The organism is Pseudomonas sp. PDNC002, from assembly GCF_016919445.1.
In the GTDB taxonomy this organism is placed as follows: Bacteria; Pseudomonadota; Gammaproteobacteria; order Pseudomonadales; family Pseudomonadaceae; genus Pseudomonas.
On the sequence record NZ_CP070356.1, the window covers coordinates 487,357 to 510,008 of the forward strand.

The following is a 22,652-nucleotide window of genomic DNA, read 5'->3' on the forward strand; positions in this document are numbered from 1 at the left end:
GGTCATTGACCGGGCGCGGTCGCCGCTCGCATCCTCGGGCCTTTCTGCCACAAGGATGCTCGAACAATGAAACCGGAAACCCTCGCCATTCACGCTGGCTACAGCCCCGACCCGACCACCAAGGCCGTGGCCGTGCCGATCTACCAGACCAGCTCCTACGCCTTCGACGACACCCAGCACGGCGCTGACCTGTTCGACCTGAAGGTCGCCGGCAACATCTACACGCGCATCATGAACCCCACCAACGCGGTGCTGGAGGAGCGCGTGGCCGCACTGGAAGGCGGCGTGGCAGCCCTGGCCGTGGCCTCCGGTATGGCCGCCATCACCTACGCCATCCAGACCGTCGCCGAAGCCGGCGACAACATCGTCTCGGTGGCCAAGCTCTACGGCGGCACCTACAACCTGTTCGCCCACACCCTGCCGCGCTTCGGCATCCAGACCCGCTTCGCCGCGCACGACGACATCGCCGCCCTCGAAGCGCTGATCGACGAGCGCACCAAGGCGGTATTCTGCGAGTCCATCGGCAACCCGGCCGGCAACATCGTCGACCTGCAGGCCCTGGCCGACGCCGCGCACCGCCACGGCGTGCCGCTGATCGTCGACAACACCGTCGCCACGCCGATCCTCTGCCGCCCGTTCGAACATGGCGCGGACATCGTCGTGCACTCGCTGACCAAGTACATCGGCGGCCACGGCACCAGCATCGGCGGCATCGTCGTCGACTCCGGCAAATTCCCCTGGGCGGACAACAAGGCGCGCTTCCCGCTGCTCAACACACCGGACCCGTCCTACCACGGCGTCACCTACACCGAAGCCTTCGGTCCCGCCGCCTTCATCGGCCGCTGCCGCGTCGTGCCGCTGCGCAACACCGGCGCCGCGCTCTCGCCGTTCAACGCCTTCCTCATCCTGCAAGGCCTGGAAACCCTCGCCCTGCGCATGGAGCGCCACTGCGAGAACGCGGTGAAAGTCGCGCAATACCTGCAGGACCACCCGCAAGTCAGCTGGGTGAAATACGCCGGTCTCGCCGACCACCCCGAACAGGAACTGGCGCTGCGCTACATGGGCGGCAAGCCCGCGTCGATCCTCTCGTTCGGCATCAAGGGCGGGCAGGAAGCCGGCGCGCGCTTCATCGACGCGCTGAACCTGGTCGTGCGCCTGGTCAACATCGGCGACGCCAAGTCCCTGGCCTGCCATCCGGCCTCCACCACCCACCGCCAGCTCAACGACGAGGAGCTGGAGAAGGCCGGCGTGCCGCGCGACATGGTGCGCCTGTCGATTGGCATCGAGCACATCGACGACATCCTTGCCGATCTCGCCCAGGCGCTGGAAGCTGCCAAGGCCTGATCCCTTACTAGCCGAATGAGGCGCCACACCGGCGCCTCATTCGCGCTTCAGCAAATGCCAGTAATATCTCTTTGCCATCAACTTGCAGACGAGCCCGCCTGCCTTTCCGTAAAATGCCGCGCAGCGCCGCAAGCCAGCGCGCGACACGCCAGCGAACAGGGATTTCGTCCGCCTTTCCCCTGCCCATTCCTTTCCGACCCGCCTTCCAGGCGCCGGCCGGCGGATAACTTTTTTCGCCCGTGACCATACGGTTCCGCCCGATCCTGCCGATAGGGCTGGGACGTGGTTCGCCACCCTGGCCACCAACAAGAACAATCTCCGAACGGCCTGACTTCACACAACCTTTCCTGGAGATCGTCAATGAACACCTGGATTTCCAACCTGAGCGTGAACCTCAAGTTGGCCCTGGGCTTCGGCCTCGTCCTCGCCTTCACCGCCATCCTCGCCATCGTCAGCTGGGTCGGCCTAGGCTCGCTGATCGACCGCAGCAACTGGATGAGCGATATCACCGAGCTCAACTCGCGCCTCACCAAGCTGCGCATCACCCGCCTGCAATACATGATCGCCGACGGCGCCGAGCAGGAAGCCGCCAACGTCATGTCCACCCTGGCCGACTTCAAGGCTCAACAGCAGAAGCTGCGCGCCTCCTTCGTCAGCCCCGAGAACGTGCGCATGCTCGACCAGCTCGGCGGCATCATCGCCGACTATGAAAAATCCCTGGCCGCCATGCGCGCTGGCTACCAGAGCGCCGGCATCACCCGCCGCACCCTGCAGGACAACGCCGCCCGCGCCGCCGAACTGACCGCCACCATCCAGCAGGACATCCTCAAGGCCCCCGCCGACGAAGAGCGCGCCACCCGCTTCCAGGCCATCACCGGCACCCGCGAGGAGCTGCTGCAAGCGCGCTACGACGTGCGCGACTACCTCGCCACTGCGCTCACCAGTAACGGCGACGGCGTAACCCGCGGCCTGGACGAAAGCATCGCCGGCCTGCCCAACCTGGAAAGCGTGCTCGGTGTCGCCGAAGCGCAGTACGTCCAGCAACTGGGCACCGCCCTGCGGGCCTACCGCGACGCCGTCACCACCCTGCGCGGCAACATGGCCGCCATCGTCCAGGCGCGCAAGGAAATGACCACCCAGGGCCAGGACATCGTCAAGATCAGCGAAAATCTCTACCAGTTGCAGCTCGATCGCCGCGACGCTGAAAGCGCCCGCGCCCGCACCCTGCAGACCCTCTTCACCCTGCTCGCGCTGGTCCTCGGCGCCATAGCCGCGCTGATCATCACCCGCCAGATCACCCGCCCCCTGCAGGAAACCATGGCCGTGGTCGACCGCATCGCCGCCGGCGACTTGTCGCAGACCGTCCAGGTCACCCGCCGCGACGAACTCGGCCGCCTGCAGCAAAGCATGCAGCGCATGAGCCAGAGCCTGCGCGAGCTCATCGGTGGCATCCGCGACGGCGTCACCCAGATCGCCAGCGCCGCCGAGGAACTCTCCGCCGTCACCGAGCAGACCAGCGCCGGCGCCAACACCCAGAAGGTCGAGACCGACCAGGTCGCCACCGCCATGCACGAGATGTCCGCCACCGTGCAGGAAGTCGCGCGCAATGCCGAGCAGGCCTCCCAGGCCGCCTCCGCCGCCGACCACCAGGCCCAGGATGGCGACCGCGTGGTGAACAAGGCCGTCGAGCAGATCGAGCGCCTCGCCGAGGAAGTCGAACGCTCCGCCGAAGCCATGCAGCGCCTGGAGCAGGAAAGCGAGAAGATCGGCAAGGTCATGGACGTCATCAAATCGGTGGCCGAACAGACCAACCTGCTGGCCCTCAACGCCGCCATCGAAGCCGCCCGCGCGGGCGAAGCCGGTCGCGGATTCGCCGTGGTCGCCGACGAGGTGCGCGGCCTGGCCCAGCGCACCCAGCAATCCACCGAAGAGATCGAAGCCCTGGTCGCCGGCCTGCAGAGCGGCACCCGCCAGGTCTCCAGCGTCATGCTCGGCAGCCGCGAACTCACCGCCAGCAGCGTCGCCCTCAGCCGCCAGGCCGGCGAGTCACTGGGCGAAATCACCCGCACGGTCTCCAACATCCAGGCGATGAACCAGCAGATCGCCACCGCCGCCGAGGAACAGAGCGCCGTGGCCGAGGAAATCAGCCGCAGCGTGGTGAACGTGCGCGACGTCTCCGAACAGACCGCCTCGGCCAACGAAGAAGTCGCCGCCTCCAGCGTTGAACTCGCCCGCCTGGGCGGGCAGTTGCAAACCCTGGTGAGCCACTTCCGCGTGTAACCCCACCCTGTAGGAGCGAGCTTGCTCGCGAACCCGCCTGACGCCGACGTCAGGCGGGCCTACACCTTTTTCCCGCCTTCCTACCCCTTCCCCAACCGCCTTTTCGCAAGCCCCTGCCAGACACGGTGGAATCACCTTCCCGCTGGGTTCCAACGCATTTTAAAGCCGTAAAATAGCGTCATCTTCGCGAGCATAAGCAGCGCGATCCCTGGATTTTCCGGGACGTTACCAGCAGCTTTTCAAGAAGAGAATCGTGATCCAGACGTGCCGAACGGCGCGGATCACCCAGGATTTTGGCAACCCCAAAAGACGCGAACCCCCGGTGCTACCAACACCGAGGGCCCGCTAACCACTATCAGCTAAGCAGGAACTGACCATGGCTAACGCCCATACTACGTCACCCGCTCGCCCCGAGTCCGACCGCTTCATCCCCCTGGGAACCGACTCACAACACCACACCCATCCCCGCAACGCCACGCTCTACCTTCGCGCCGACGCCCCCGCCGACGAACTCTACAACGCCGCCGAAGACCGCCTGAGCGCCGTCATCGACCTTCTCGGCATCCTCTCCCTCTCCACCCTCGACGCCCAGCCGATGCGCAATGTCCTGCAGATCAGCCGTTCGCTTCTGTTGTTGGCTTCGGATGCGCGCTCGCTTTATCAGGCGGGTCACGAACTACTCGATAACGGACGCTAATACCGACAACTGCGGCCCTCGGTAAAAGGCGAGGGCTGTGGAGACTACGGAAAAGAACGCAGGATCAATCGGCACCACATCAGGTCGCTCACACGAGCGGTCGTAAGTACGGAGCCCTGTCACCGACGCCAACTGGCAGCGCCACCAATCTGGCCAGCGGCATCAGCTATCTGCCCTTCGGTCCGCTGCAGCAACTGACCTGGGCCAATGGCATCCAGCTCTCGCGTCAGTACGACCAGGACTATCAACTGACCCGCCAGGACGTCGGACCGTGGCGCAACGACTACCAGCGTGACGCCAACGGCAACATCACCGAACTGGCGAACAACCTCTGGGGCACGCTGACCTACGGCTACGACGCGCTGGACCGCCTGACCAGCGAGAACACCACCGGCAAGCAGGGCAGCTACAGCTATGACGCGGTGGGTAACCGCACACAACGGCAAGTTACCGAGAGCGGCGCCACGGCGACCACCATCTACCAGTACGCCAGCGACAGCAACCGCCTGACCGCCATCAACGGGCAAACCGTCAGCGCCGACGCCGCCGGCAACCTGACCCAGGACCGCGCCAGCCGACTGCTCGGCTACGACGCGCAGAACCGTCTGGCCACTGTGAAGATCAACGGCCAGCAGGTCGCCGAGTACCGCTACAACAGCCTCGGCCAGCGCGTGGCCAAGCTCACCGACCAGGGCTTTACCACCTACCTGTATGGCCCTGACGGCCAACTGCTGGCGGAATCCGACTACAACAGCGCCGGCGTTCAGCAGCGCAGCCAGGCGTATCTCTGGCTGGACAGCATGCCGCTGGCCACTGTGGAGAAGCAGGGCAGCAACGCACCGCGCGTGCTCTACCTGCACAGCGACCACCTGAACACGCCGCGCCTGGCGACCTCAGCGACTCAGCAGATTGTGTGGCAGTGGCAGTCGGATGCCTTTGGCAACGGTGCGGCGAATCAGGATCCGCTTGGGAACGGACAACAGACGGTGTTGAATCTGCGATTCCCGGGACAGTATTTCGACGGGGAGAGTGGGCTGCATTACAACTACTTCCGGGATTACGATCCGGAGGCTGGCCGATATGTGGAAAGCGATCCAGTTGGCCTAAATGGCGGAAATAATACTTACGGATATGTAGCAGGAAACCCAATTAGAAATATCGACCCAATGGGAACAGAATATATAGCAATTGGCCTCGGCGGTGGCGTATTCGCAAACGGGCTCGGCGGTGACGGAAAAGTCCAGCTTGCAGTCGGAACTGGTAATGGCAGTGGAAATATCTGTTTAATTGTGGAAACCTGTGCAGCCACCGGAGTTGGATTGGCAGGAGGCGCAGGAATAGCAGCGTCTGGATCAAGTCAGGATCTTTGCCCAGTCAACAATGATGTATCCGGAGGGTTGTTCGCCCGCGGTGGTGCTGGAGCGAGTGTTACTGGCGACTATACGACAAACGGAAAAGACACCTCTGGATCACTGGAAATCGGTATCGGAGAAGGTGCTGCCGCAGGAGTAAAAGCATGTCTAAAAACAGTAAAATGCGCATTCTGACTCTAAAGCACGTCTGGCTCGCGCTAGTGGGAGCACTTCTCTTCACTGCAGCCGGTACCTCCGCATTCTTCAAACCACCTCATGTCGAGCCAGGTCAATTCAAAGACTTTGTAATAAGGATAATGATCTTCTCATTCTACCTATCAATGCTAGGCATAACACTGATGGTTTGGAATCCCTACCCGAGAGATAGATATATCTTTACCACTAGCACCAAGACAATGACGCTCGGCTTTCTACTATTCTCCACAACAATCCCTCTTCATTACATCCTGCCAAGCACCACCGAAATAGCTTGGATCACAAACAAAATCGGCTTGGTAGTATTTTTAGCAGGAATTTATATGTACTTCCGGCAGACCCGATAAGCTCTTAGATTGAAATAAACAATCCTCACGACCGTGGAGGCAGGAACAGCAGCCAGCTTGACTATTTCGCGACCCACCTCCACTTAAGTCCTCACACCCCGAGGAGCCCCACCATGTCCGATCCCCTGATCATCCCCTGCCCAAACTGCAACGGCCTCAACCGAGTACCCGCCACGCGCCTGGGCGACTCGCCCAGTTGCGGGCGTTGCCAGTCGCCCATCGTGCTGGGCGCACCGTTCGACCTCGACGAAGCCGGTTTCGCCGCCCAGGCCAAAGGCGATCTGCCGTTACTGGTAGATGTCTGGGCCGAATGGTGCGGGCCGTGCAAGGGCTTTGCGCCGGTATTCGAGCAGGCCGCGGCGCGGTTGTCGGGCAAGGTACGGTTCGCCAAGCTGGACAGCGATGCCAACCCGAACCTCTCCACGCGCCTGGGCATCCGCTCGATTCCCAGCCTGATCCTGCTGCGCAATGGCCAGGAAGTGGCGCGCCAGAGCGGTGCGATGCCGCTGCCGCAGTTGCTGGACTGGCTGTCGCGCCAGGGCGTCTGACGGCGAGCGTTTCGGTCAATCGGTGCGGTCATTGCCAGGCCGCACGCACGGGCTAGGCTTGGGCAAAAAACAATGGAGCACGCCCATGCCTTCCTACCCCGAAGACTTCATTCGCCAGCTCACCGAAGACCACATCGCCTTCGTCAAGCGCACCGGCCTCAAGGCTGAGGTGCTGGAACCCGGTCACGTGCGCCTGCGCATGCCGCTCAAGGGCAACGAGAACCACATCCAGAACATGTATGCCGGGGCGCTGTTCACCGTGGCCGAGCTGCCCGGGGGCGTGCTGATGCTGACCAGTTTCGACGCCCGGCGCTTCTATCCCATCGTCAAGGAGGCAGGCCTGCGCTTCCTGCGCCCGGCCGCCAGTGACGTGACCGTGGACGCGCAGCTCAGCGAAGCGGAGATCCAGCGTATCGGCGACGAGGCCACACACCACGGCAAGTCGGAGTTCGTGCTCGATCTGCAACTCAAGGATGCCGACGGCAACGTGGTCGCCGAGAGCCACGCCATCTATCAACTGCGCAGCCGCTAAACCCGCGCCGTTGCCCTGCATCAAGGTGAAATTTCCTACGTGGCGCGACAGTGGGAGCGCCACAGAGGGAACTCACCATGTACAGGAATCTGCTCGTCGCCCATGACCTCAGTGTCGAGGCGGACATCGCGGTGCGGCGCGCCGCCCAGCTCGCACGTCAGCACGGGGCCAGCGTCACGCTGCTGCACGTCATCGAGGAATACTTTCCCGACCGCATGATGGACACGGTGCGCGAAGCCGCCGAGGTGGCGCTGCGCGACGCGGCTCGCGCCAATGACATCACCGACTATCAGCTGGTCATTCGCCAGGGGCGCGCGGCGAACACGGTCACCCAGGCGGTGCAGGAACTGTGCGCCGATCTGCTGGTGATCGGTGCGCATCATCAGCAGATTCTGGAGCGCTTCGACGGCACCACCCTGGAGCGCATCGCACGGCATTGTCGCGCGCCGATCCTCCTGGCGGTCGAGGAATCCCCCGCGCCCTACGCCAAGGCGTTGGTCGGGCTGGACCTGTCGCATTGCTCCTACCAGGCGTGGCGTGCCGGCTACCGACTGCTGTCGACCGATGCCGAGTTGCTGGCGCTCAACGCCTATCAGCCGGGCAAGAAGGCTGATCGGGCCGCCGGGCATCTCGAGACGCAACGCGAACTGCTTCGCCAGGCGCTACAGGATGAGCGCGCGCAGGTGCCGCCCGAGGGCCCGCAATTGCTGTGCGCCGTGCAGCAGGGAACGGTCGTGCAGGCGCTGGAAGTGGCCCTGCGGGAATGGACGCCGAACCTGCTGGTGCTGGGCAGTCGCAGCCGCGGCGCCATCGAGCAGGCCATGCTGGGCAGCTCGACGCGCCATTACCTGCGCCGGCCGCCCTGCGACGTGCTGATCAGCCAGTAGCCGGGTCAGGCTTCCAGCAGGTTGTGCAGCTCGACGAACTGCTGGGTCAGCTTGTGCCGGGGTTCGAGGAAAATCAGCGGGGTGCAGGCCTGGTGCGACTCGCGCATTTTCACCGAGCTCATCAGGTACACCGGCAGCACCGGCAACTCCTCCGCCATCAACTCATCCAGCAGCTGCTGCGGCAGCGTCGCGCGCGGCTGGAACTGGTTGACCACGATGCCTTCGACTTCCAGGTCTTCGTTGTGGTCTTCCTTCAGCTCTTCGATCTCCTGCAGCAGGCCGTAGAGGGCCTGGCGGGAGAAGCTGTCGCAATCGAAGGGAATCAGACAGCGGTCAGCCGCGATCAGCGCGGAAACCGTGTAGAAATTCAGCGCCGGCGGCGTATCCAGGTAGATCCGGTCGTAGTCTTCGGAGAGTTCGTCCAGCAGTTTGCGCAGCTTGTTGATCTTGTGCTTCTGCTCGAGCTTGGGCTGCAGGTCGGCCAGTTCGGGGCTGGCGGTGACGATGTGCAGATTGTCGAAGGGTGTTTCGTAGATATCCACCTTGCCCTTGCGACTGAACGGGCCGGAGGCCAGCGTCTGCTTGAAGAAGTCAGCGATGCCTACCGGCAGGTCCTCGCCGGTCAAGCCGGTGAGGTAATGAGTGGAGTTGGCCTGGGCGTCCAGGTCCACCAGTAACGTCCGATAGCCCTCCGCCGCGCTCACTGCCGCCAGGTTGCAAGCGATGCTCGACTTGCCGACCCCGCCCTTCTGATTGAACACCACGCGTCGCATCAGCCATCCCTCCAGGAACATTCGAGTGCTGGGGGATTCTATGCAAAGCCCATGACAAGGGCGAGCGGCGCGCGCCCTTTGGTTTCGCTACCGCTCGGCAGGCGAGGATATTTCAGACGGCACATCGTCATACAGTCGGCATTAGTTTTAGAAATGTCTGATTTCCAACATCATCCCTTTTGTAAGCAAAAGTTTGCTTGACAGCAGCGTGACCGGGATAATACCGGCCCTGCGCCATGGCACGTGTCGACGAAGCTCTTGGTGGATCAAGGACGACCCATTAGTCGACAGGAATGCCCAAAAGGGCCAACAAGAGCTCGCAGCGTGATTCAATTCAACATCGACCAGTGGAGCGCCTGGGCCCCCGGCCTGTCCACGATTGCCGACTGGCAGAGCTGGGTACGGGAAGAACGCCTTCCTGACGCCGCCGGCCAACCGGATGTCGCCTTCCTCCCCGCCATGCAGCGCCGCCGTTTCAGCCCTCTGGCGCGCATGGTGTTCAGCGTCGCCTGGCCCCTGGCCGACGGGCGGTCGCCGATGCCGCTCATCTTCGTCTCCCGTCACGGCGAAACCGGCCGCAGCCTGGAACTGCTGCGCGAGCTGGCCGTCGAACAACCGCTTTCCCCGACCCAATTCAGCCTTTCCGTGCACAACGCGGTGATCGGCCTGTGGTCCATCCTGCGGCAGGACACCAGCGAAATGTCGGCGATCGCCGGCGAACGTGACGGCTTCGAGCACGGGCTGCTGGAAGCCGCGGCACTGCTCGCCGAAGGGGCGCCGGAGGTGCTGCTGGTGGTCACTGAGGAGCTACCGCCCGAGCTGTATTCGCCCTGGATCGATGACGTGCCCTTCCCCTATGCCGTGGCGTTGCGCCTGAGCGCCGGCAGCGATTGGTCGCTGGACCTGTCGGAAAACGGCACGGCACTTGCTCCTCCGTCCCACCCCAATGCCCTGAACCTGGTGCGCGCACTGATCGAGCGCACCGACCTGATCCACCATCCCTGGAAGAAGCGTCTATGGACCTGGCAACGCAACCACTGAGCAAGCGCTCCGACGCTTACCTGTGGCGCCTGTTCGCCACCGGGATGTGCTTCGCCCTCTTCGGCATCGGCGGCCTGCTGCTGCGGGTGCTGGTGTTCCCCTTGCTGTCGCTGCTGCCCGGCGATGCCCTGCACCGCCGCGCCCGTGCACGCCGGACGGTCAGCCGGCTGTTCTGGCTGTTCGTGCAGATCATGCACCGCAGCGGCGTGCTTACCTACGAAGTGGAAGGCATCGAGCGCCTTGGCCGCCCGGGACAGATGGTGATCGCCAACCATCCCTCTCTGATCGACGTGGTGTTCCTCATCGGCCTGATCCGCGACGCCAACTGCGTGGTGAAGGAAAGCCTGTTCGCCAACCCCTTCACCCGTGGCCCGGTGACGGCGGCGCAGTACATCAGCAACAACGGCAGCATGGACATGTTCGATGAAGCCGTGGACGCGCTGCAGCAGGGCCAGACCCTGATCGTCTTCCCCGAAGGCACCCGCACCACGCCGGGCAAGGCCCCCGAATTCCATCGCGGCGCGGCGTCCATCGCCCTGCGCGGCGCGAGCGTCATCACCCCGGTGACCATCACCGTCACCCCGACCACCCTGACCAAGGCCGAGCCCTGGTACAGCATTCCAACCCGCCGCGTGCACTTCCGCCTGCGCGTCGGCGACGACCTGGCCCCCCAGGTCTTTGCCAGCCAGGGCCCGGCCCCGGTGGCCTCACGCCGGCTAAATGCCTTCCTGCACCAGCATTTCACCAAGGAGCTCGCAAGAGATGAGCGATCTGCAACTGGAGATTAAACAGCTGATCATCGACGCCCTCGGGCTCGAGGATATCGGCCCTGATGACATCGGCGCCGACGACGCGCTGTTCGGCGACGGCCTCGGCCTGGATTCGGTGGACGCCCTGGAATTGGGCCTGGCCATCCAGAAACGCTACGGCATCAAGATCGACGCCGATGCCAAGGACACCCGCCAGCACTTCGCCAACGTGGCGAGCCTGGCCGCCTTCGTGACCGCCCAGAAAGCCGCTTGAGAACGCCGACCATGCAAACCCGTGAGGACATCTACAACACCCTGCGCGACGCCCTGGTCGAACTGTTCGAACTGGAGCCGGAGCAGATCAGCCTCGACGCCAACCTGTACGAGGACCTGGAGATCGACAGCATCGACGCCGTCGACCTGATCGACCACCTCAAGCGCCAGACCGGCAAGAAAATCGCCGCCGAGGAATTCAAGTCGGTGCGTACCGTGGGCGATGTGGTCGAAGCGGTCTATCGCCTGGCCAACCCATGACACGCCTGGTCGGGCTCGGCCTGCTGCTGGCCGGGCTGCTCTACCCGTTCGCGATCTACTTCGGCATCGATCACCTGTCGCCGAAATTCTTCGCGCTGCTGCTGGGCGGCCTGTGGTTCGCCCGCAGCCTGGGTAGCGGGCAACGTCCGGGACAACGCTGGATGGCCCTGGCCGCCGTGGTCTTCTGCATCGCGCTGTGGTTGGTCAACGAGCCGCACCTGCTGCGCTGGTACCCGGTGCTGATCAGCGCGGGCCTGCTGAGCCTGTTCGCCCTCAGCCTGAAGTTCGGCCCACCGCTGGTGGAGCGCCTGGCGCGCCTGCGCGAGCCTGAGCTGCCGCCCCACGCGGTGCGCTATACGCGCCAGGTGACACAGGTCTGGGTGCTGTTTTTCCTGGGCAACGGCCTGATCGCCGCGGCCCTCACGCTGTGGGCGCCACTGGCTTGGTGGACGCTGTACAACGGCCTGATTTCCTACCTGCTGATGGGCGTGCTGTTCGCCGTCGAGTGGCTGGTGCGGCAGCGGGTCAGGAGTCAAGGATGAAACCGATTTCCCTCGCCCGGCTGCTGCTCGAACTGCCCGCCGAACGCGCTCTGGCGCTGGAACCATCGCTGCCCGCCGGCGATTTCGTGCAGCGCGTCTGCAACGTCGCCGGCACCCTGCGCCAGCGCAATGCCCAATGCGTGGCGATCCACCTGGAAGACGCCGCCGAACTCGCCATCGCCCTCTATGCCGCCTGGCTCGCTGGCGCCGAAGCTGTGCTGCCGGCGGATAACCTTGCCCACAGCCGCGAGCGTCTGGCCGCGCGGATCGATGCCTGGATTGGCGATCAACCGGGCGACCTGATGCTGGCCGAACTGAATGGCCCCGCGCTTGAGCCCACCGAGTTGGATATCGAGAGCTGCCACCTCGTACTGAGCACCTCCGGTTCCACCGGCGAACCCAAGCTGATCGGCAAGTCCCTGCGCCAGCTGAGCAACGAAGTGCAAGTGCTGGAAGCCCTCTGGGGCGCCGAACTGGGCGAGGCGCGCATCCTCGGCAGCGTCGCCGCGCAACACATCTACGGCCTGCTGTTCCGCGTGCTCTGGCCGCTGTCCGCCGGGCGTGCCTTCCTGCGCCGTCAGATTGCCTTCCCCGAAGATCTGCAACGCCACAGCCTGGAACAACCCCGCTTCGCCTGGGTAGGCAGCCCGGCACTGCTCAAGCGCATGGGCGACAACCTCGACTGGCCAGCGCTGCGCCCGGTGGTGCGGGTGTTCTCCTCCGGCGGCCCGCTGCTGGCTGAAGCTGGCGAGCTGCTGCATGAACGCCTCGGCCAGGCACCGACGGAAATCTACGGTAGCTCCGAGACCGGCGGCATCGCCTGGCGCCAGGGCGGCCAGCTGTGGCAGCCGTTCGACGGCGTGAAGCTGAGCCAGGACGAGCACGGCGCCTTGCGCATCGAATCGACCTACCTGCCGCCGGGAGAAACCGAGCAGACTGCTGACGCCGCGCGCCTTTGCGCCGACGGCCGCTTCGAGCTGCTGGGCCGGCTGGATCGCATCGTCAAACTGGAAGAAAAACGCATCTCCCTGCCGCAACTGGAAGCCGCACTGGCGAAGCATCCCTTCGTCAGCGAAGCCCGCCTGGGCGTGGTGCAGGAGAACCGCGCCAGCCTCGGCGCACTGGTCGCCCTCAGTGACGCGGGCCTGCATGAATTGCGTAACGGCGGCCGCCGCGCGCTGACCCAACGCCTGCGCGAACACCTCGCCGACCACTGCGAAGCCCTCGCCCTGCCACGCCGCTGGCGCCTGCTGCGGCGCCTGCCGGGCAATGCCCAGGGCAAGCTGCCGCAAAGCCTGGTGGACGAACTGCTGCACGCGCCGCGCAGTCGCGACCCCGAAGTGCTGGCACACAGCGAAGCGGAAGGCGAGCAGCACTTCCAACTGGAAATCCCCCTGGACCTCGCCTACTTCCCCGGCCACTTCCCCAAGGCTCCCGTGCTGCCCGGCGTGGTACAGGTGCAGTGGGCGCAGCAACTGGGTCGCCAGGTATTCGACCTGCCGCCACGCTTCGGTGGCATGGAAGTGCTGAAGTTCCAGCAACTGCTGCGGCCGGGTGATCTCTGCCAGCTGTCGCTGCGCTGGGACGCCGAGCGCGGCAAGCTGTACTTCGCCTTCACCCGCGGTGACGCGGCCTGCTCCTCCGGGCGCATCCTGCTGGGGGCCGAGGCATGAGTGTGCGGCCCTGCGCGGTGATCCCGGTCTACAACCACGAGCACGCGTTGCCCAAGGTCGTGGCCGAACTGCTCGCCGCTGGCCTGCCCTGCGTGCTGGTGGACGACGCCTCCAGCCGCGAGTGCGCGGTGGTCATGGACCAACTCGCCGAAGCTCATGACACTTGGTTGGTGCGCCTGCCGGTGAACCAGGGGAAGGGCGGTGCGGTGATGGCCGGCCTGCGCGAAGCCGCGCGTCTGGGCTTCACCCACGCACTGCAGGTGGACGCCGACGGCCAGCACGACCTGGGCGACGTGCAGCGCTTCCTCGACACCTCACGCGAACACCCCGGCGCGCTGATCTGCGGCTACCCGCAGTACGACGCGAGCGTGCCCAAGGGCCGCCTCTATGCGCGCTACCTGACCCACGTGTGGGTGTGGATCAACAGCCTGTCGCTGTCGATCCGCGACGGTATGTGCGGCTTCCGCGTCTACCCGCTCGCTCCCACGCTGCAGCTGATCGACAGCACCACGCTGGGCAAGCGCATGGACTTCGATCCGGAAATCCTCGTGCGCCTGGCCTGGCGCAACCAGCCGATGCAATGGTTGCCGACCAGGGTGCACTACCCGCTGGACGGCCTCTCGCACTTCCGCCTGTTCCACGACAACGCACTGATTTCATCCATGCATGCCCGGCTGTTCCTCGGCATGCTCTGGCGCTCGCCCGCGATCCTCTGGCGCCGCCGCAGAACCTGCTTCGCCTCTCGCGAGCTAGAGCAGCACAAGGTGCAACGACCAACGGGAGTAACAGCCAAAGGCTGGCCCGAAGGGCGAGCGCAGCGAGTCAAAGCTGGCGAGGAAGCGGAGTGTGCAACTGCACATGAGCATTCCGAGTCAGCTTTTAACGCCGTGATGCCGACGCGCAGCAGAGGCGATGCGGGCTCTGGGAGCGACACGTGAGCGCACAGCACTGGGCGCAACAGCGCGAGCGCGGCAGCCTGCTGCTGATGCGCTTCACCGCCTGGGCGGCACGCACGCTGGGCCGGCGCCTGCTGTCGCCGCTGCTGCACCTGATCGTGCTGTACTTCTTCCTCTTCGGCGCCCGTGCCCGCGGGGCCATCCGCGAGTACCAGCAGCGCCTGGCGCAGCACAGCGGCAATGCTGCGCTGCGCCCGAGCACCGGCCGCGTGTTCGGCCAGTTCATGGCCTTCGCCGATGCGATCCTCGACAAGCTCGACGTCTGGGCCGGCCGGCTGGACCTCTCCAGCATCGAGCTGAACGACCCGCACAACCTCCGAGCACAACTGCGCCACGGGCGGGGTCAACTGCTGGTGGGCGCGCACCTGGGCAATCTCGAAGTCTGCCGGGCGCTGGCCGAGCTGGGCGAAAAGGTACGGATGAACGTGCTGGTGCACACCCGCCACGCCGAGCAGTTCAACAAGCTGCTCGGCGAGTCCGGCGCCAGTCACCTGCGGCTGATCCAGGTGAGCGAGCTGGACCCGGCGATCATGCTGCAACTCTCCCAGCGCCTCGACGCCGGTGAGTGGCTGGCGATCGCCGGGGACCGCATTCCGCTGCACGGCGGACGCAATGTCGAGGTGGATTTCCTCGGCGCGCCGGCCGCCTTCCCGCAAGGCCCCTGGCTACTCGCAGGACTGCTGCAATGCCCGGCCAACCTGATGTTCTGCCTCAAGGAAGAAGGCCGCTACCGCGTGCACCTGGAGCCCTTCGCCGAGCACATCCAGTGGCGCCGCAGCGACCGCGCCGAGGTCCTGAAACACTGGACCCAGCGCTACGCCCAACGCCTGGAACACTACTGCCTGCGCGCGCCGCAGCAGTGGTTCAACTTCTACCCGTTCTGGAAAGCCCATGACGACAGCCACTGAAGCGCCGGTTTTCGGCCAAGGCCACCTGAGCATCGAACAGATCGTCGCCCTCGCCGAGCGCCGCGTCGAAAGCCGCCTGGACGACGACACCGACTTCCGCGCACGCATCGCCCGTGGCGCGCAGTTCCTCGATACCCTGCTGGACAAGGAAGGCGTGATTTACGGCGTGACCACCGGCTATGGCGATTCCTGCGTGGTCGCCGTGCCGCTTGAGCACGTCGAGGCGCTGCCGCAGCACCTGTTCACCTTCCACGGTTGCGGCCTGGGCAAGCTGCTCGATCCGCAGGCCACCCGCGCCGTGCTGGCCGCGCGCCTGCGCTCGCTGAGCCACGGGGTTTCCGGCGTGCGCCTGGAACTGCTGGAGCGCCTGCATGCCTTCCTCGAACACGACATCCTGCCGCTGATTCCGGAAGAGGGTTCGGTGGGCGCCAGCGGCGACCTCACGCCGCTGTCCTACGTCGCCGCCACCCTCGCCGGTGAGCGCGACGTGCTCTGGCGTGGTGAGCGCCGCAGCGCCGCCGAAGTCCACGCCGAGCTGGGCTGGCAGCCGCTGGTGCTGCGCCCCAAGGAAGCCCTGGCGCTGATGAACGGCACCGCGGTGATGACCGGCCTCGCCTGCCTCGCCTATGTGCGCGCCGACTACCTGCTCAAGCTCGCCACCCGCATCACCGCGCTCAACGTCATTGCCCTGCAAGGCAACCCGGAACACTTCGACGAACGCCTGTTCGCTGCCAAGCCGCACCCGGGGCAGATGCAGGTCGCCGCGTGGATTCGCCAGGACCTCGCCATCGATGCGCCGACGCCACCGCTGCACCGCCTGCAGGATCGCTACTCGCTGCGCTGCGCGCCCCACGTGCTGGGCGTATTGGCCGACAGCCTGGGCCTGCTGCGGCAGTTCATCGAGATCGAACTGAACAGCGCCAACGACAACCCGATCATCGACGCCGAGGACGAACGCGTCCTCCACGGCGGGCACTTCTACGGCGGCCATATCGCCTTCGCCATGGACAGCCTGAAGAACCTGGTCGGCAACGTCGCCGACCTGCTCGACCGGCAGCTCGCGCTGCTGGTGGACACCCGCTACAACCATGGCCTGCCGAGCAACCTCTCGGGCGCGCCGGCCGATCGCACGATGATCAACCACGGCTTCAAGGCCGTGCAGATCGGCGCCAGCGCCTGGACCGCCGAGGCGCTGAAGAACACCCTGCCGGCCAGCGTGTTCTCGCGCTCCACCGAGTGCCACAACCAGGACAAGGTGAGCATGGGCACCATCGCCGCGCGCGATGCCCTGCGCAGCCTGGAGCTCACCGAGCAGGTTGCCGCTGCGACGCTGCTGGCCGCGCAACAGGGCGTCTGGCTGCGCTGCAACGAGGCCGGCGCGCGTCCGCTGCCGGCACCGCTGGGCGGCATGCACGAACAACTGGCGCAGGACTTCCCGCCGCTGATCGAGGATCGCGCCCTGGAAGGCGAACTGCGCCTGTGCCTGGAGCGCATCCGCGCGCGCCACTGGGGGCTTTATGCGTAAGGCCGGGGTGTTGCAGGCCGAGGTGGAAATCCTCGTGCCGTTCTTCGACGTGGACATGATGGAAGTGGTCTGGCACGGCCACTACGTCAAGTATCTGGAAGTGGCGCGCTGCGCCCTGCTCGACAAGCTCGACCACAACTACGCGCAGATGCGCGAGGCGGGCTACGCCTGGCCGGTGATCGACCTGCAGCTGCGCTACGTGCGCGGCGCGCGCTTCGGCCAGCGCATCAGCGTGCGCGCCGACCTGGTGGAGTGGGAGAACCGCCTGAAGATCAACTACCTGATCAGCGACGCCGAAACCGGCGAGCGCCTGACCCGCGCCAGCAGCAGCCAGGTGGCAGTGGAAATCGCCAGCCGCGAGATGCAGATGGTCTCCCCGCCGGTGTTCATCGCCGCCGTGCAGCGCGCGCTGGAGGCCGAAGCATGCTGAAGCGCGTCTTGCTTGCCTGGGGTCTGCTGCTGGCTCCGCTGGCCCACGCCTTCAACCTGCCGCAACTGGCCGCGCAACTGGGCAAGCCGGCGGTGGTGCGGGGCGAATTCGTCCAGGAGAAACATCTGCGCTCCCTGCCGCAGCCGCTGGTGAGCAAGGGACATTTCGTCCTGGCCAAGCAGCACGGTCTGCTCTGGCTGCTGCAGACGCCGCTCAAGCAGGACTACCGCATTGACGACCAGGGCATCGCCCGGCGCGACGTCAACGGCTGGCAGCAACTGCCGCAACGCAGCGCCAGCGCACAGCAGAACCGCCTGTTCCTCGCTGTGCTGGAAGGCGACAGCAGCGGCCTGCAACGGGATTTCGACCTCGCGCTGAGCGGCGAGTCGAACGACTGGAAACTTACCCTCACGCCGCGCGCCGTGCTGCTCAAGCAGATCTTCGACAGCATCGAGATCGCCGGCGGCGAGCTGGTGCAGCGCATCGAGCTGCACGAAGCGCAGGGCGACCGCACCGTGCTGCGCATGAGCAGCAGCCAACCCGGCGACAGCCTGACCGATGCGGAGCGAAGCGACTTTGCCCGCTGAGCGGCCGCAGTGGTTGCCACGCCTGGTAATTGCCGGGCTGCTGGCGCTGCTCGCCCTCGCGGCCTGGCAATGGCGCCACGGCCCGCCGCTGAGCACCGATCTGCTGGAGTTAGTGCCCGGCAGCAGCCGTGACGCCTTGCAGAAGCAGGCCGAGCAGCGCATGCAGGAACCGCTTAATCGCGAGCTGATCGTGCTGGTTGGCTACCCCGAGCGTGACACGGCCATCGCCCACGCCCGCGAGCTGGCCGAGCGCTGGCAAGCCAGCGGCCTCTACGAGAAGGTGCAATGGGGCGTGCAGGCCGATTTGCCCGCGCTGCGCGAGCAACTGCGCGCGGGTCGCCTGGCGCTGCTCAGCGACGACGACCGCCGGCAACTCGCAAACGACCCCGCCACGTTCATCCAACAGCGCGTGGAACAACTCTTCGATCCGTTCTCCGGCTTCGGCCTGGTGCCCAACGATCAGGACTGGTTCGGCCTCGCCCTGCGCATCCAGCAGCACCAGCCGCTGCCTTCGAAGGTGCAGCTGGACATCGGCAGCGGCGCGCTGGTCGCCGAGGAAGACGGCCGCAGCTGGGTGCTGCTGCGCGCCCGCACACGCGCCGATGCCTTCGACATGAACCTGCCGCGCGCGGTGGCGGCGCAGATCGCCGAGGCGCGCCAGCAACTGGCCGCCGATGACGGACAACTCGTCGCTGCCAGCGGCCTGCTCTACGCCGCCGATGGCCAGCGCCAGGCCAGCCGGGAAATGACCTGGGTCGGCGGCGGCGCCGCATTGGGCACGTTGCTCCTGCTGCTGCTCGCCTTCCGCCGCGTTCGCGCACTGCTGGCCTTCCTGCCGGTGCTGGTCGGCGTGCTGGCCGGCGCCACGGCGTGCATTGCGCTGTTCGGCAAGGTCAACCTGCTGACCCTGGTGCTAGGCGCAAGCCTGATCGGCGTCGCTTCGGACTACCCACTGCACTACCTGTCGAAAGCCTGGAGTCTCGATCCGTGGCAGCCCTGGCGCGCGCTGAAGCTGAGCCAGCGCGGGCTGTTCCTCAGCCTTGCGACCAACCTGATCGGCTATCTCGCCCTGGCCTGCACGCCCTTCCCGGCGCTGACCCAGGTGGCGACCTTCTCGGTGGCCGGGCTGCTCGCCGCCTACCTCTGCGTGATCGGCCTACTGCCACTGTTGTTGCGCGGCGATGCCCTCTCTCCGCAACCGCGTCTGCTCGGATTCGGCGTACGCCTGATCCGCCTGCGTGAAGCACTGATCAAACGTACCGGAAGCTGGCCGCTGCTCGCCGTGGTGGCGCTGCTCTGCGCAGGCGGCTTGTGGCAGTTGCAGATCAAGAACGACCTGCGCCAATGGCTCGGCAGCCAGCCGCAATTGCTCGCCGAAGCCCAGGCCACCGCGCGCATCACCGGCTACCAGCCCACCAGCCAGTTCTTCCTGGTCCGCGCCGCCGACGAGACCCAGCTGCTGCAACGTCAGGCCGATCTGGCCGCGCGGCTGGACAAGCTGGTCGCCTCCGGGCAATTGAAGGGCTACCTCGCGCTCAACCAGTTGCTCGCCAGCGCCGCCCAGCAACAGAAGGCCCGTGAGGCCCTGCGCCAACTGCCGCAGCACTGGCAGGCACTGATTGACCTGGGCATTCCGCAAGCCGCGCTGCAAGCCGAGCTGGAACAGCTGGAAAAACTCCCGCAGCAATCCCTCGACCAAGCCCTGAAAGGCCCGCTGGGCGAACCCTGGCGGCCGCTCTGGCTGGGCACGGTGGACGGCGGCGTGGCCGGACTGGTGAGCCTGCAAGGGCTGTCCGATGCCGGCGTGCTGGCCGAGCAGGCGAAAGGCCTGGACGGCGTGCAGCTGGTGGATCGCCTCGGCGAGCTGAACCGCCTGTTCGCCGCCACCCAGGTCAGCGCCACCGAACTCAAGCTGCTCTCCTGCGTGCTGATCTTCGCCCTGCTGCTCAAACCCTTCGGTCCGCGCGGTGCCCTGCGCATCGTCCTGCTGCCGCTGCTGGCCGCGCTGTGCAGCCTCGCCAGCCTGGGTTGGCTGGGCCAGCCGCTGACGCTGTTCAGCCTGTTCGGCCTGCTGCTGGTGACCGCCATCGGCGTGGATTACACGATCCTCATGCGCGAACGCGTCGGCGGCGCGGCGGTGAGCCTGGTCGGCGTGCTGCTGGCGGCCATCACCACCTGGCTGTCGTTCGGCCTGCTGGCGCTCTCCAGTACGCCGGTGATCAGCAACTTCGGCCTGGCCGTAGGGCTCGGCCTGGCGTTCTGTTTCCTGTTCTGCCCCTGGGCGGGTGAGAGTCACCGGGAAGGAGTTCCGGCGTGCTGACGGTCCTGTTCTGGCTGGCGATGCCGCCGCTGTTCGCCCTCGCGGTGATCGGCGGACGCCGCCTGCGTCTGCTGCCCATCGTCAGCCAGTTGCTGGTGGCGGGACTGCTGTTGCCGGCGCTGTTCGTGGCGTTGCAGGGCCAGGGCTTCGAAGTGCGCACGCTAGTCACCGCGCCCTGGCTCAGGCTGCTCTACGACATCGGTTTCGCACTGCTGCTGGGACACATCCTCAGCGATGTGATCGACCTCGACGTCAGCCGCCAGAGCCTGAAGATCGCCCTGCCCAGCTTCGCCGTGCCACTGGTCTGCGGCATGGCCAGCGCCTGGTGGTTGCTGGGCGTGCGCGAGGGCATGAACGTGCTGGGCATCGGCCTGCTGTTCTCGATCACGGCGATCCCGGTGCTCTACCTGTTCCTGCGCAATATCGACTACCCCGAGGACGCTACGCGCCGGCTGATGCACGCGGCGGTGCTGATGGACCTGTGGTGCTGGAGCCTGTTCGGCCTGGCACAGAGCAGCAGCGATCCCAGCAAGCTGGTATGGCCGCTGCTGGCCGGTGGCGCGCCGTTGCTCCTGCATCTGTTGCGCGTGCGCCATGCGCTGGCCTACAGCGTGCCGTTCTTCGGCCTGATGATCGCCTTCCAGCACTGGCACCTGAACACCCTGGTGTTCGCCATCACCTGGCTGATGGCCCAGGCGGCGGTGCACCAGCCGTTCCGCCTGCCCGCGTCCCCACAGGTGGCGCAGGCGTTGCAGAACTACCTGCTGGTACCGCTGGTGCTGGCCTTCGGCATCCTGCAGATCGACTTCCACAACGCCCTCTCCGGTTACTCCTGGCTCTACCTCGGCGCGCTGCTGGTGCTGCCGGTGGCGAGCAAGCTGGTGGGTAGCTGGCTCGGCCTGCGCTGGGCGTTGCCCGGCACGGATCGGCGCACGTTATGGACGGAAAGTCTGCTGCTGAACATTCGCGGGTTGACCGAGATCGTCTTTCTCAATCTGCTGTTCCAGCAGGGCCACATCGACTCGCTGCTGTATTTCAGCCTGCTGCTGATGAGCCTGTTCGCCACCCTGCTGCCCGCGCTCTGCGGAATACGACGACCGCACGGCGCCACTGTTTCCCAGCCCGATTCCCAGGACATTGCCCCGGCAAGGAGCCCTACTGATGCCCGCCCCTGATCTGCAACAACGCACCGTCGTCGTCATCGGCGCCGGTCCGTCCGGCGCCATCGCCGCCGCCCTGCTCAAGCGCAAGGGCCACGACGTGCTGGTGCTCGAGCGCCAGCGCTTCCCGCGCTTCTCCATTGGCGAAAGCCTGCTGTCGCACTGCCTGGACTTCGTCGAGGAGGCCGGGATGCTCGACGCCGTGCTGGCCGCCGGCTTCCAGGTGAAGCACGGCGCCGCGTTCGGCTGGGGTGACCGCTATACGGCGTTCGACTTCCGCGACAAATTCACCGACGGCAAGGGTTCGACCTTCCAGGTCCAGCGCGCGCGCTTCGACCAGTTGCTGGCCGACCAGGCCGAGCTGCAGGGCGTGGAAATCCGCTACGAGGAAGAGATCGTCGCAGCCGACTTCGACGGAGCCTGCCCGCGCCTGCGCGTGCGCCGCCTGGACGGCAGCGAGTACGACGTGGAATGCGCCTTCGTCCTCGATGCCAGTGGCTACGGCCGCGTGCTGCCGCGCCTGCTCGACCTGGAAGCGCCGTCCGGCTTCCCGGTGCGCCGCGCGGTGTTCACGCATATCGAGGACCGCATCGACGCGCCGCACTTCGACCGCGAGAAGATCCTCATCAGTATCCACCCCGAAGAACGCGGCATCTGGTACTGGACCATCCCCTTCAGCGATGGCCGCACCTCCATTGGCGTGGTCGCCGAGGACCGCCATTTCGAAGGCAAGCTGGATGACCTGGACGCCTGCCTGAAAGACTTTTTCGACGCTGCGCCGAACCTGCGCCCGCTGCTGAAGAACGCCGTGTGGGACACCCCGGCGCGCACCCTCGGCGGCTACTCGGCGAACGTGAAGCGCCTGGCCGGACCGGGCTTCGCCCTGCTGGGCAACGCGGCGGAATTCCTCGACCCGGTGTTCTCCTCCGGCGTCACCATCGCCATGCGCTCCTCCAGCATGGCGGCCAACCTGCTTGACCGTCAGCTCAAGGGCGAGGCAGTGGACTGGGAAGGCGATTTCGCCCAGCCGCTCAAGCACGGTGTCGATACCTTCCGCGCCTATGTCGAGGGGTGGTACGACGGCAGCTTCCAGGACGTGATCTTCTACGAGAAGGCCTCGCCGGATATCCGCCGGATGATCTGCTCCATCCTCGCCGGCTACGCCTGGGACACGCGCAACCCCTTCGTCGCCGAACCGCAGCGTCGCCTGCGGGTGCTCTCCGAAATCTGCGCCAGCTAAAGGACAAGGAC

At 65.8% G+C, this 22,652-nt stretch carries 19 protein-coding genes and 2 pseudogenes; 20 read left to right on the top strand and 1 reads right to left on the bottom strand.

Annotation, left to right across the window (positions count from 1 at the left end):
• Nucleotides 1–66 precede the first annotated feature (66 nt).
• The 6 genes and pseudogenes from JVX91_RS02275 to JVX91_RS02305 all read left to right on the top strand — a co-directional run bounded on the left by JVX91_RS02275 (nt 67) and on the right by JVX91_RS02305 (nt 8,203).
• The gene (locus JVX91_RS02275; protein ID WP_205337837.1) at nt 67–1,344 is read left to right on the top strand and encodes a bifunctional O-acetylhomoserine aminocarboxypropyltransferase/cysteine synthase; all 1,278 of its coding nucleotides are present in this window, start codon (nt 67–69) and stop codon (nt 1,342–1,344) included.
• Nucleotides 1,345–1,704: 360 nt separating this feature from the next.
• Entirely contained in the window at nt 1,705–3,624 is a 1,920-nt protein-coding gene (locus JVX91_RS02280; protein WP_205337838.1) for a methyl-accepting chemotaxis protein, read from the top strand.
• A gap of 658 nt (nt 3,625–4,282) precedes the next feature.
• A pseudogene (locus JVX91_RS28955) lies at nt 4,283–5,868 on the top strand (RHS repeat-associated core domain-containing protein); the annotation flags it as partial.
• A gap of 481 nt (nt 5,869–6,349) precedes the next feature.
• The gene (trxC, locus tag JVX91_RS02295; protein ID WP_205337840.1) at nt 6,350–6,784 is read left to right on the top strand and encodes a thioredoxin TrxC; all 435 of its coding nucleotides are present in this window, start codon (nt 6,350–6,352) and stop codon (nt 6,782–6,784) included.
• Between the two features lie 85 nt (nt 6,785–6,869).
• Nucleotides 6,870–7,316, top strand: coding sequence for a YiiD C-terminal domain-containing protein (locus JVX91_RS02300; protein ID WP_205337841.1), 447 nt, complete (start codon nt 6,870–6,872; stop codon nt 7,314–7,316).
• Nucleotides 7,317–7,393: 77 nt separating this feature from the next.
• Complete coding sequence (locus JVX91_RS02305; protein WP_205337842.1) at nt 7,394–8,203, top strand: universal stress protein; 810 nt, start codon at nt 7,394–7,396, stop codon at nt 8,201–8,203.
• Nucleotides 8,204–8,208: 5 nt separating this feature from the next.
• Here the strand turns inward: JVX91_RS02305 and JVX91_RS02310 are convergent, their stop codons facing one another.
• Entirely contained in the window at nt 8,209–8,976 is a 768-nt protein-coding gene (locus tag JVX91_RS02310; RefSeq protein ID WP_205337843.1) for a ParA family protein, read from the bottom strand.
• Between the two features lie 324 nt (nt 8,977–9,300).
• Between JVX91_RS02310 and JVX91_RS02315 the strand changes: the two genes are divergently transcribed.
• The 14 genes and pseudogenes from JVX91_RS02315 to JVX91_RS02380 all read left to right on the top strand — a co-directional run bounded on the left by JVX91_RS02315 (nt 9,301) and on the right by JVX91_RS02380 (nt 22,641).
• A complete protein-coding gene (locus JVX91_RS02315; protein ID WP_205337844.1) occupies nt 9,301–10,017 on the top strand; it encodes a beta-ketoacyl synthase chain length factor in 717 nt (238 codons plus the stop codon).
• Nucleotides 9,993–10,805, top strand: a complete 813-nt coding sequence (locus JVX91_RS02320; protein WP_205337845.1) for a lysophospholipid acyltransferase family protein — start codon at nt 9,993–9,995, stop codon at nt 10,803–10,805. Before JVX91_RS02315 ends, JVX91_RS02320 begins: the two co-directional genes overlap by 25 nt.
• The gene (locus tag JVX91_RS02325) at nt 10,780–11,040 is read left to right on the top strand and encodes a phosphopantetheine-binding protein (protein ID WP_205337846.1); all 261 of its coding nucleotides are present in this window, start codon (nt 10,780–10,782) and stop codon (nt 11,038–11,040) included. Before JVX91_RS02320 ends, JVX91_RS02325 begins: the two co-directional genes overlap by 26 nt.
• Before the next feature lie 11 nt (nt 11,041–11,051).
• A complete protein-coding gene (locus JVX91_RS02330) occupies nt 11,052–11,300 on the top strand; it encodes an acyl carrier protein (RefSeq protein WP_205337847.1) in 249 nt (82 codons plus the stop codon).
• Nucleotides 11,297–11,842 (top strand): hypothetical protein, encoded by a 546-nt coding sequence (locus JVX91_RS02335; protein ID WP_205337848.1) that lies wholly within the window; start codon nt 11,297–11,299, stop codon nt 11,840–11,842. The genes JVX91_RS02330 and JVX91_RS02335 overlap by 4 nt, the downstream gene beginning before the upstream one ends.
• Nucleotides 11,839–13,515, top strand: coding sequence for an AMP-binding protein (locus JVX91_RS02340; RefSeq protein WP_205337849.1), 1,677 nt, complete (start codon nt 11,839–11,841; stop codon nt 13,513–13,515). The genes JVX91_RS02335 and JVX91_RS02340 overlap by 4 nt, the downstream gene beginning before the upstream one ends.
• Nucleotides 13,512–14,246, top strand: a pseudogene (locus JVX91_RS02345) (glycosyltransferase family 2 protein); the annotation flags it as partial. The gene JVX91_RS02340 and the pseudogene JVX91_RS02345, both read left to right, overlap by 4 nt.
• 254 nt (nt 14,247–14,500) lie before the next feature.
• Nucleotides 14,501–15,379 (top strand): glycosyl transferase, encoded by an 879-nt coding sequence (locus tag JVX91_RS02350; RefSeq protein ID WP_240201746.1) that lies wholly within the window; start codon nt 14,501–14,503, stop codon nt 15,377–15,379.
• A complete protein-coding gene (locus JVX91_RS02355; protein WP_205337851.1) occupies nt 15,363–16,904 on the top strand; it encodes an aromatic amino acid ammonia-lyase in 1,542 nt (513 codons plus the stop codon). Before JVX91_RS02350 ends, JVX91_RS02355 begins: the two co-directional genes overlap by 17 nt.
• On the top strand, nt 16,897–17,334 hold the full coding sequence (locus JVX91_RS02360) for an acyl-CoA thioesterase (protein ID WP_205337852.1): 438 nt from the start codon (nt 16,897–16,899) through the stop codon (nt 17,332–17,334). Before JVX91_RS02355 ends, JVX91_RS02360 begins: the two co-directional genes overlap by 8 nt.
• Nucleotides 17,328–17,921, top strand: a complete 594-nt coding sequence (locus JVX91_RS02365; RefSeq protein ID WP_240201691.1) for an outer membrane lipoprotein carrier protein LolA — start codon at nt 17,328–17,330, stop codon at nt 17,919–17,921. The genes JVX91_RS02360 and JVX91_RS02365 overlap by 7 nt, the downstream gene beginning before the upstream one ends.
• Nucleotides 17,911–20,241, top strand: a complete 2,331-nt coding sequence (locus JVX91_RS02370; protein ID WP_205337853.1) for a hypothetical protein — start codon at nt 17,911–17,913, stop codon at nt 20,239–20,241. Before JVX91_RS02365 ends, JVX91_RS02370 begins: the two co-directional genes overlap by 11 nt.
• On the top strand, nt 20,235–21,416 hold the full coding sequence (locus JVX91_RS02375; protein ID WP_205337854.1) for a sodium:proton antiporter: 1,182 nt from the start codon (nt 20,235–20,237) through the stop codon (nt 21,414–21,416). Before JVX91_RS02370 ends, JVX91_RS02375 begins: the two co-directional genes overlap by 7 nt.
• The gene (locus tag JVX91_RS02380) at nt 21,403–22,641 is read left to right on the top strand and encodes an NAD(P)/FAD-dependent oxidoreductase (protein WP_205337855.1); all 1,239 of its coding nucleotides are present in this window, start codon (nt 21,403–21,405) and stop codon (nt 22,639–22,641) included. The genes JVX91_RS02375 and JVX91_RS02380 overlap by 14 nt, the downstream gene beginning before the upstream one ends.
• Nucleotides 22,642–22,652 lie beyond the last annotated feature (11 nt).

Bases quoted from the DNA above. Each gene is read 5' to 3' on its own strand.
- JVX91_RS02340 (WP_205337849.1), top strand. From the start codon at position 11,839: ATGAAACCGATTTCCCTCGCCCGGCTGCTGCTCGAACTGCCCGCCGAA.
- JVX91_RS02305 (WP_205337842.1), top strand. From the start codon at position 7,394: ATGTACAGGAATCTGCTCGTCGCCCATGACCTCAGTGTCGAGGCGGAC.
- JVX91_RS02365 (WP_240201691.1), top strand. From the start codon at position 17,328: ATGCTGAAGCGCGTCTTGCTTGCCTGGGGTCTGCTGCTGGCTCCGCTG.
- JVX91_RS02320 (WP_205337845.1), top strand. From the start codon at position 9,993: ATGGACCTGGCAACGCAACCACTGAGCAAGCGCTCCGACGCTTACCTG.
- JVX91_RS02300 (WP_205337841.1), top strand. From the start codon at position 6,870: ATGCCTTCCTACCCCGAAGACTTCATTCGCCAGCTCACCGAAGACCAC.
- JVX91_RS02350 (WP_240201746.1), top strand. From the start codon at position 14,501: ATGCGCTTCACCGCCTGGGCGGCACGCACGCTGGGCCGGCGCCTGCTG.
- JVX91_RS02275 (WP_205337837.1), top strand. From the start codon at position 67: ATGAAACCGGAAACCCTCGCCATTCACGCTGGCTACAGCCCCGACCCG.
- JVX91_RS02380 (WP_205337855.1), top strand. From the start codon at position 21,403: ATGCCCGCCCCTGATCTGCAACAACGCACCGTCGTCGTCATCGGCGCC.
- JVX91_RS02330 (WP_205337847.1), top strand. From the start codon at position 11,052: ATGCAAACCCGTGAGGACATCTACAACACCCTGCGCGACGCCCTGGTC.
- trxC (WP_205337840.1), top strand. From the start codon at position 6,350: ATGTCCGATCCCCTGATCATCCCCTGCCCAAACTGCAACGGCCTCAAC.
- JVX91_RS02310 (WP_205337843.1), bottom strand. From the start codon at position 8,976: ATGCGACGCGTGGTGTTCAATCAGAAGGGCGGGGTCGGCAAGTCGAGC.
- JVX91_RS02360 (WP_205337852.1), top strand. From the start codon at position 16,897: ATGCGTAAGGCCGGGGTGTTGCAGGCCGAGGTGGAAATCCTCGTGCCG.
- JVX91_RS02335 (WP_205337848.1), top strand. From the start codon at position 11,297: ATGACACGCCTGGTCGGGCTCGGCCTGCTGCTGGCCGGGCTGCTCTAC.
- JVX91_RS02355 (WP_205337851.1), top strand. From the start codon at position 15,363: ATGACGACAGCCACTGAAGCGCCGGTTTTCGGCCAAGGCCACCTGAGC.
- JVX91_RS02280 (WP_205337838.1), top strand. From the start codon at position 1,705: ATGAACACCTGGATTTCCAACCTGAGCGTGAACCTCAAGTTGGCCCTG.
- JVX91_RS02325 (WP_205337846.1), top strand. From the start codon at position 10,780: ATGAGCGATCTGCAACTGGAGATTAAACAGCTGATCATCGACGCCCTC.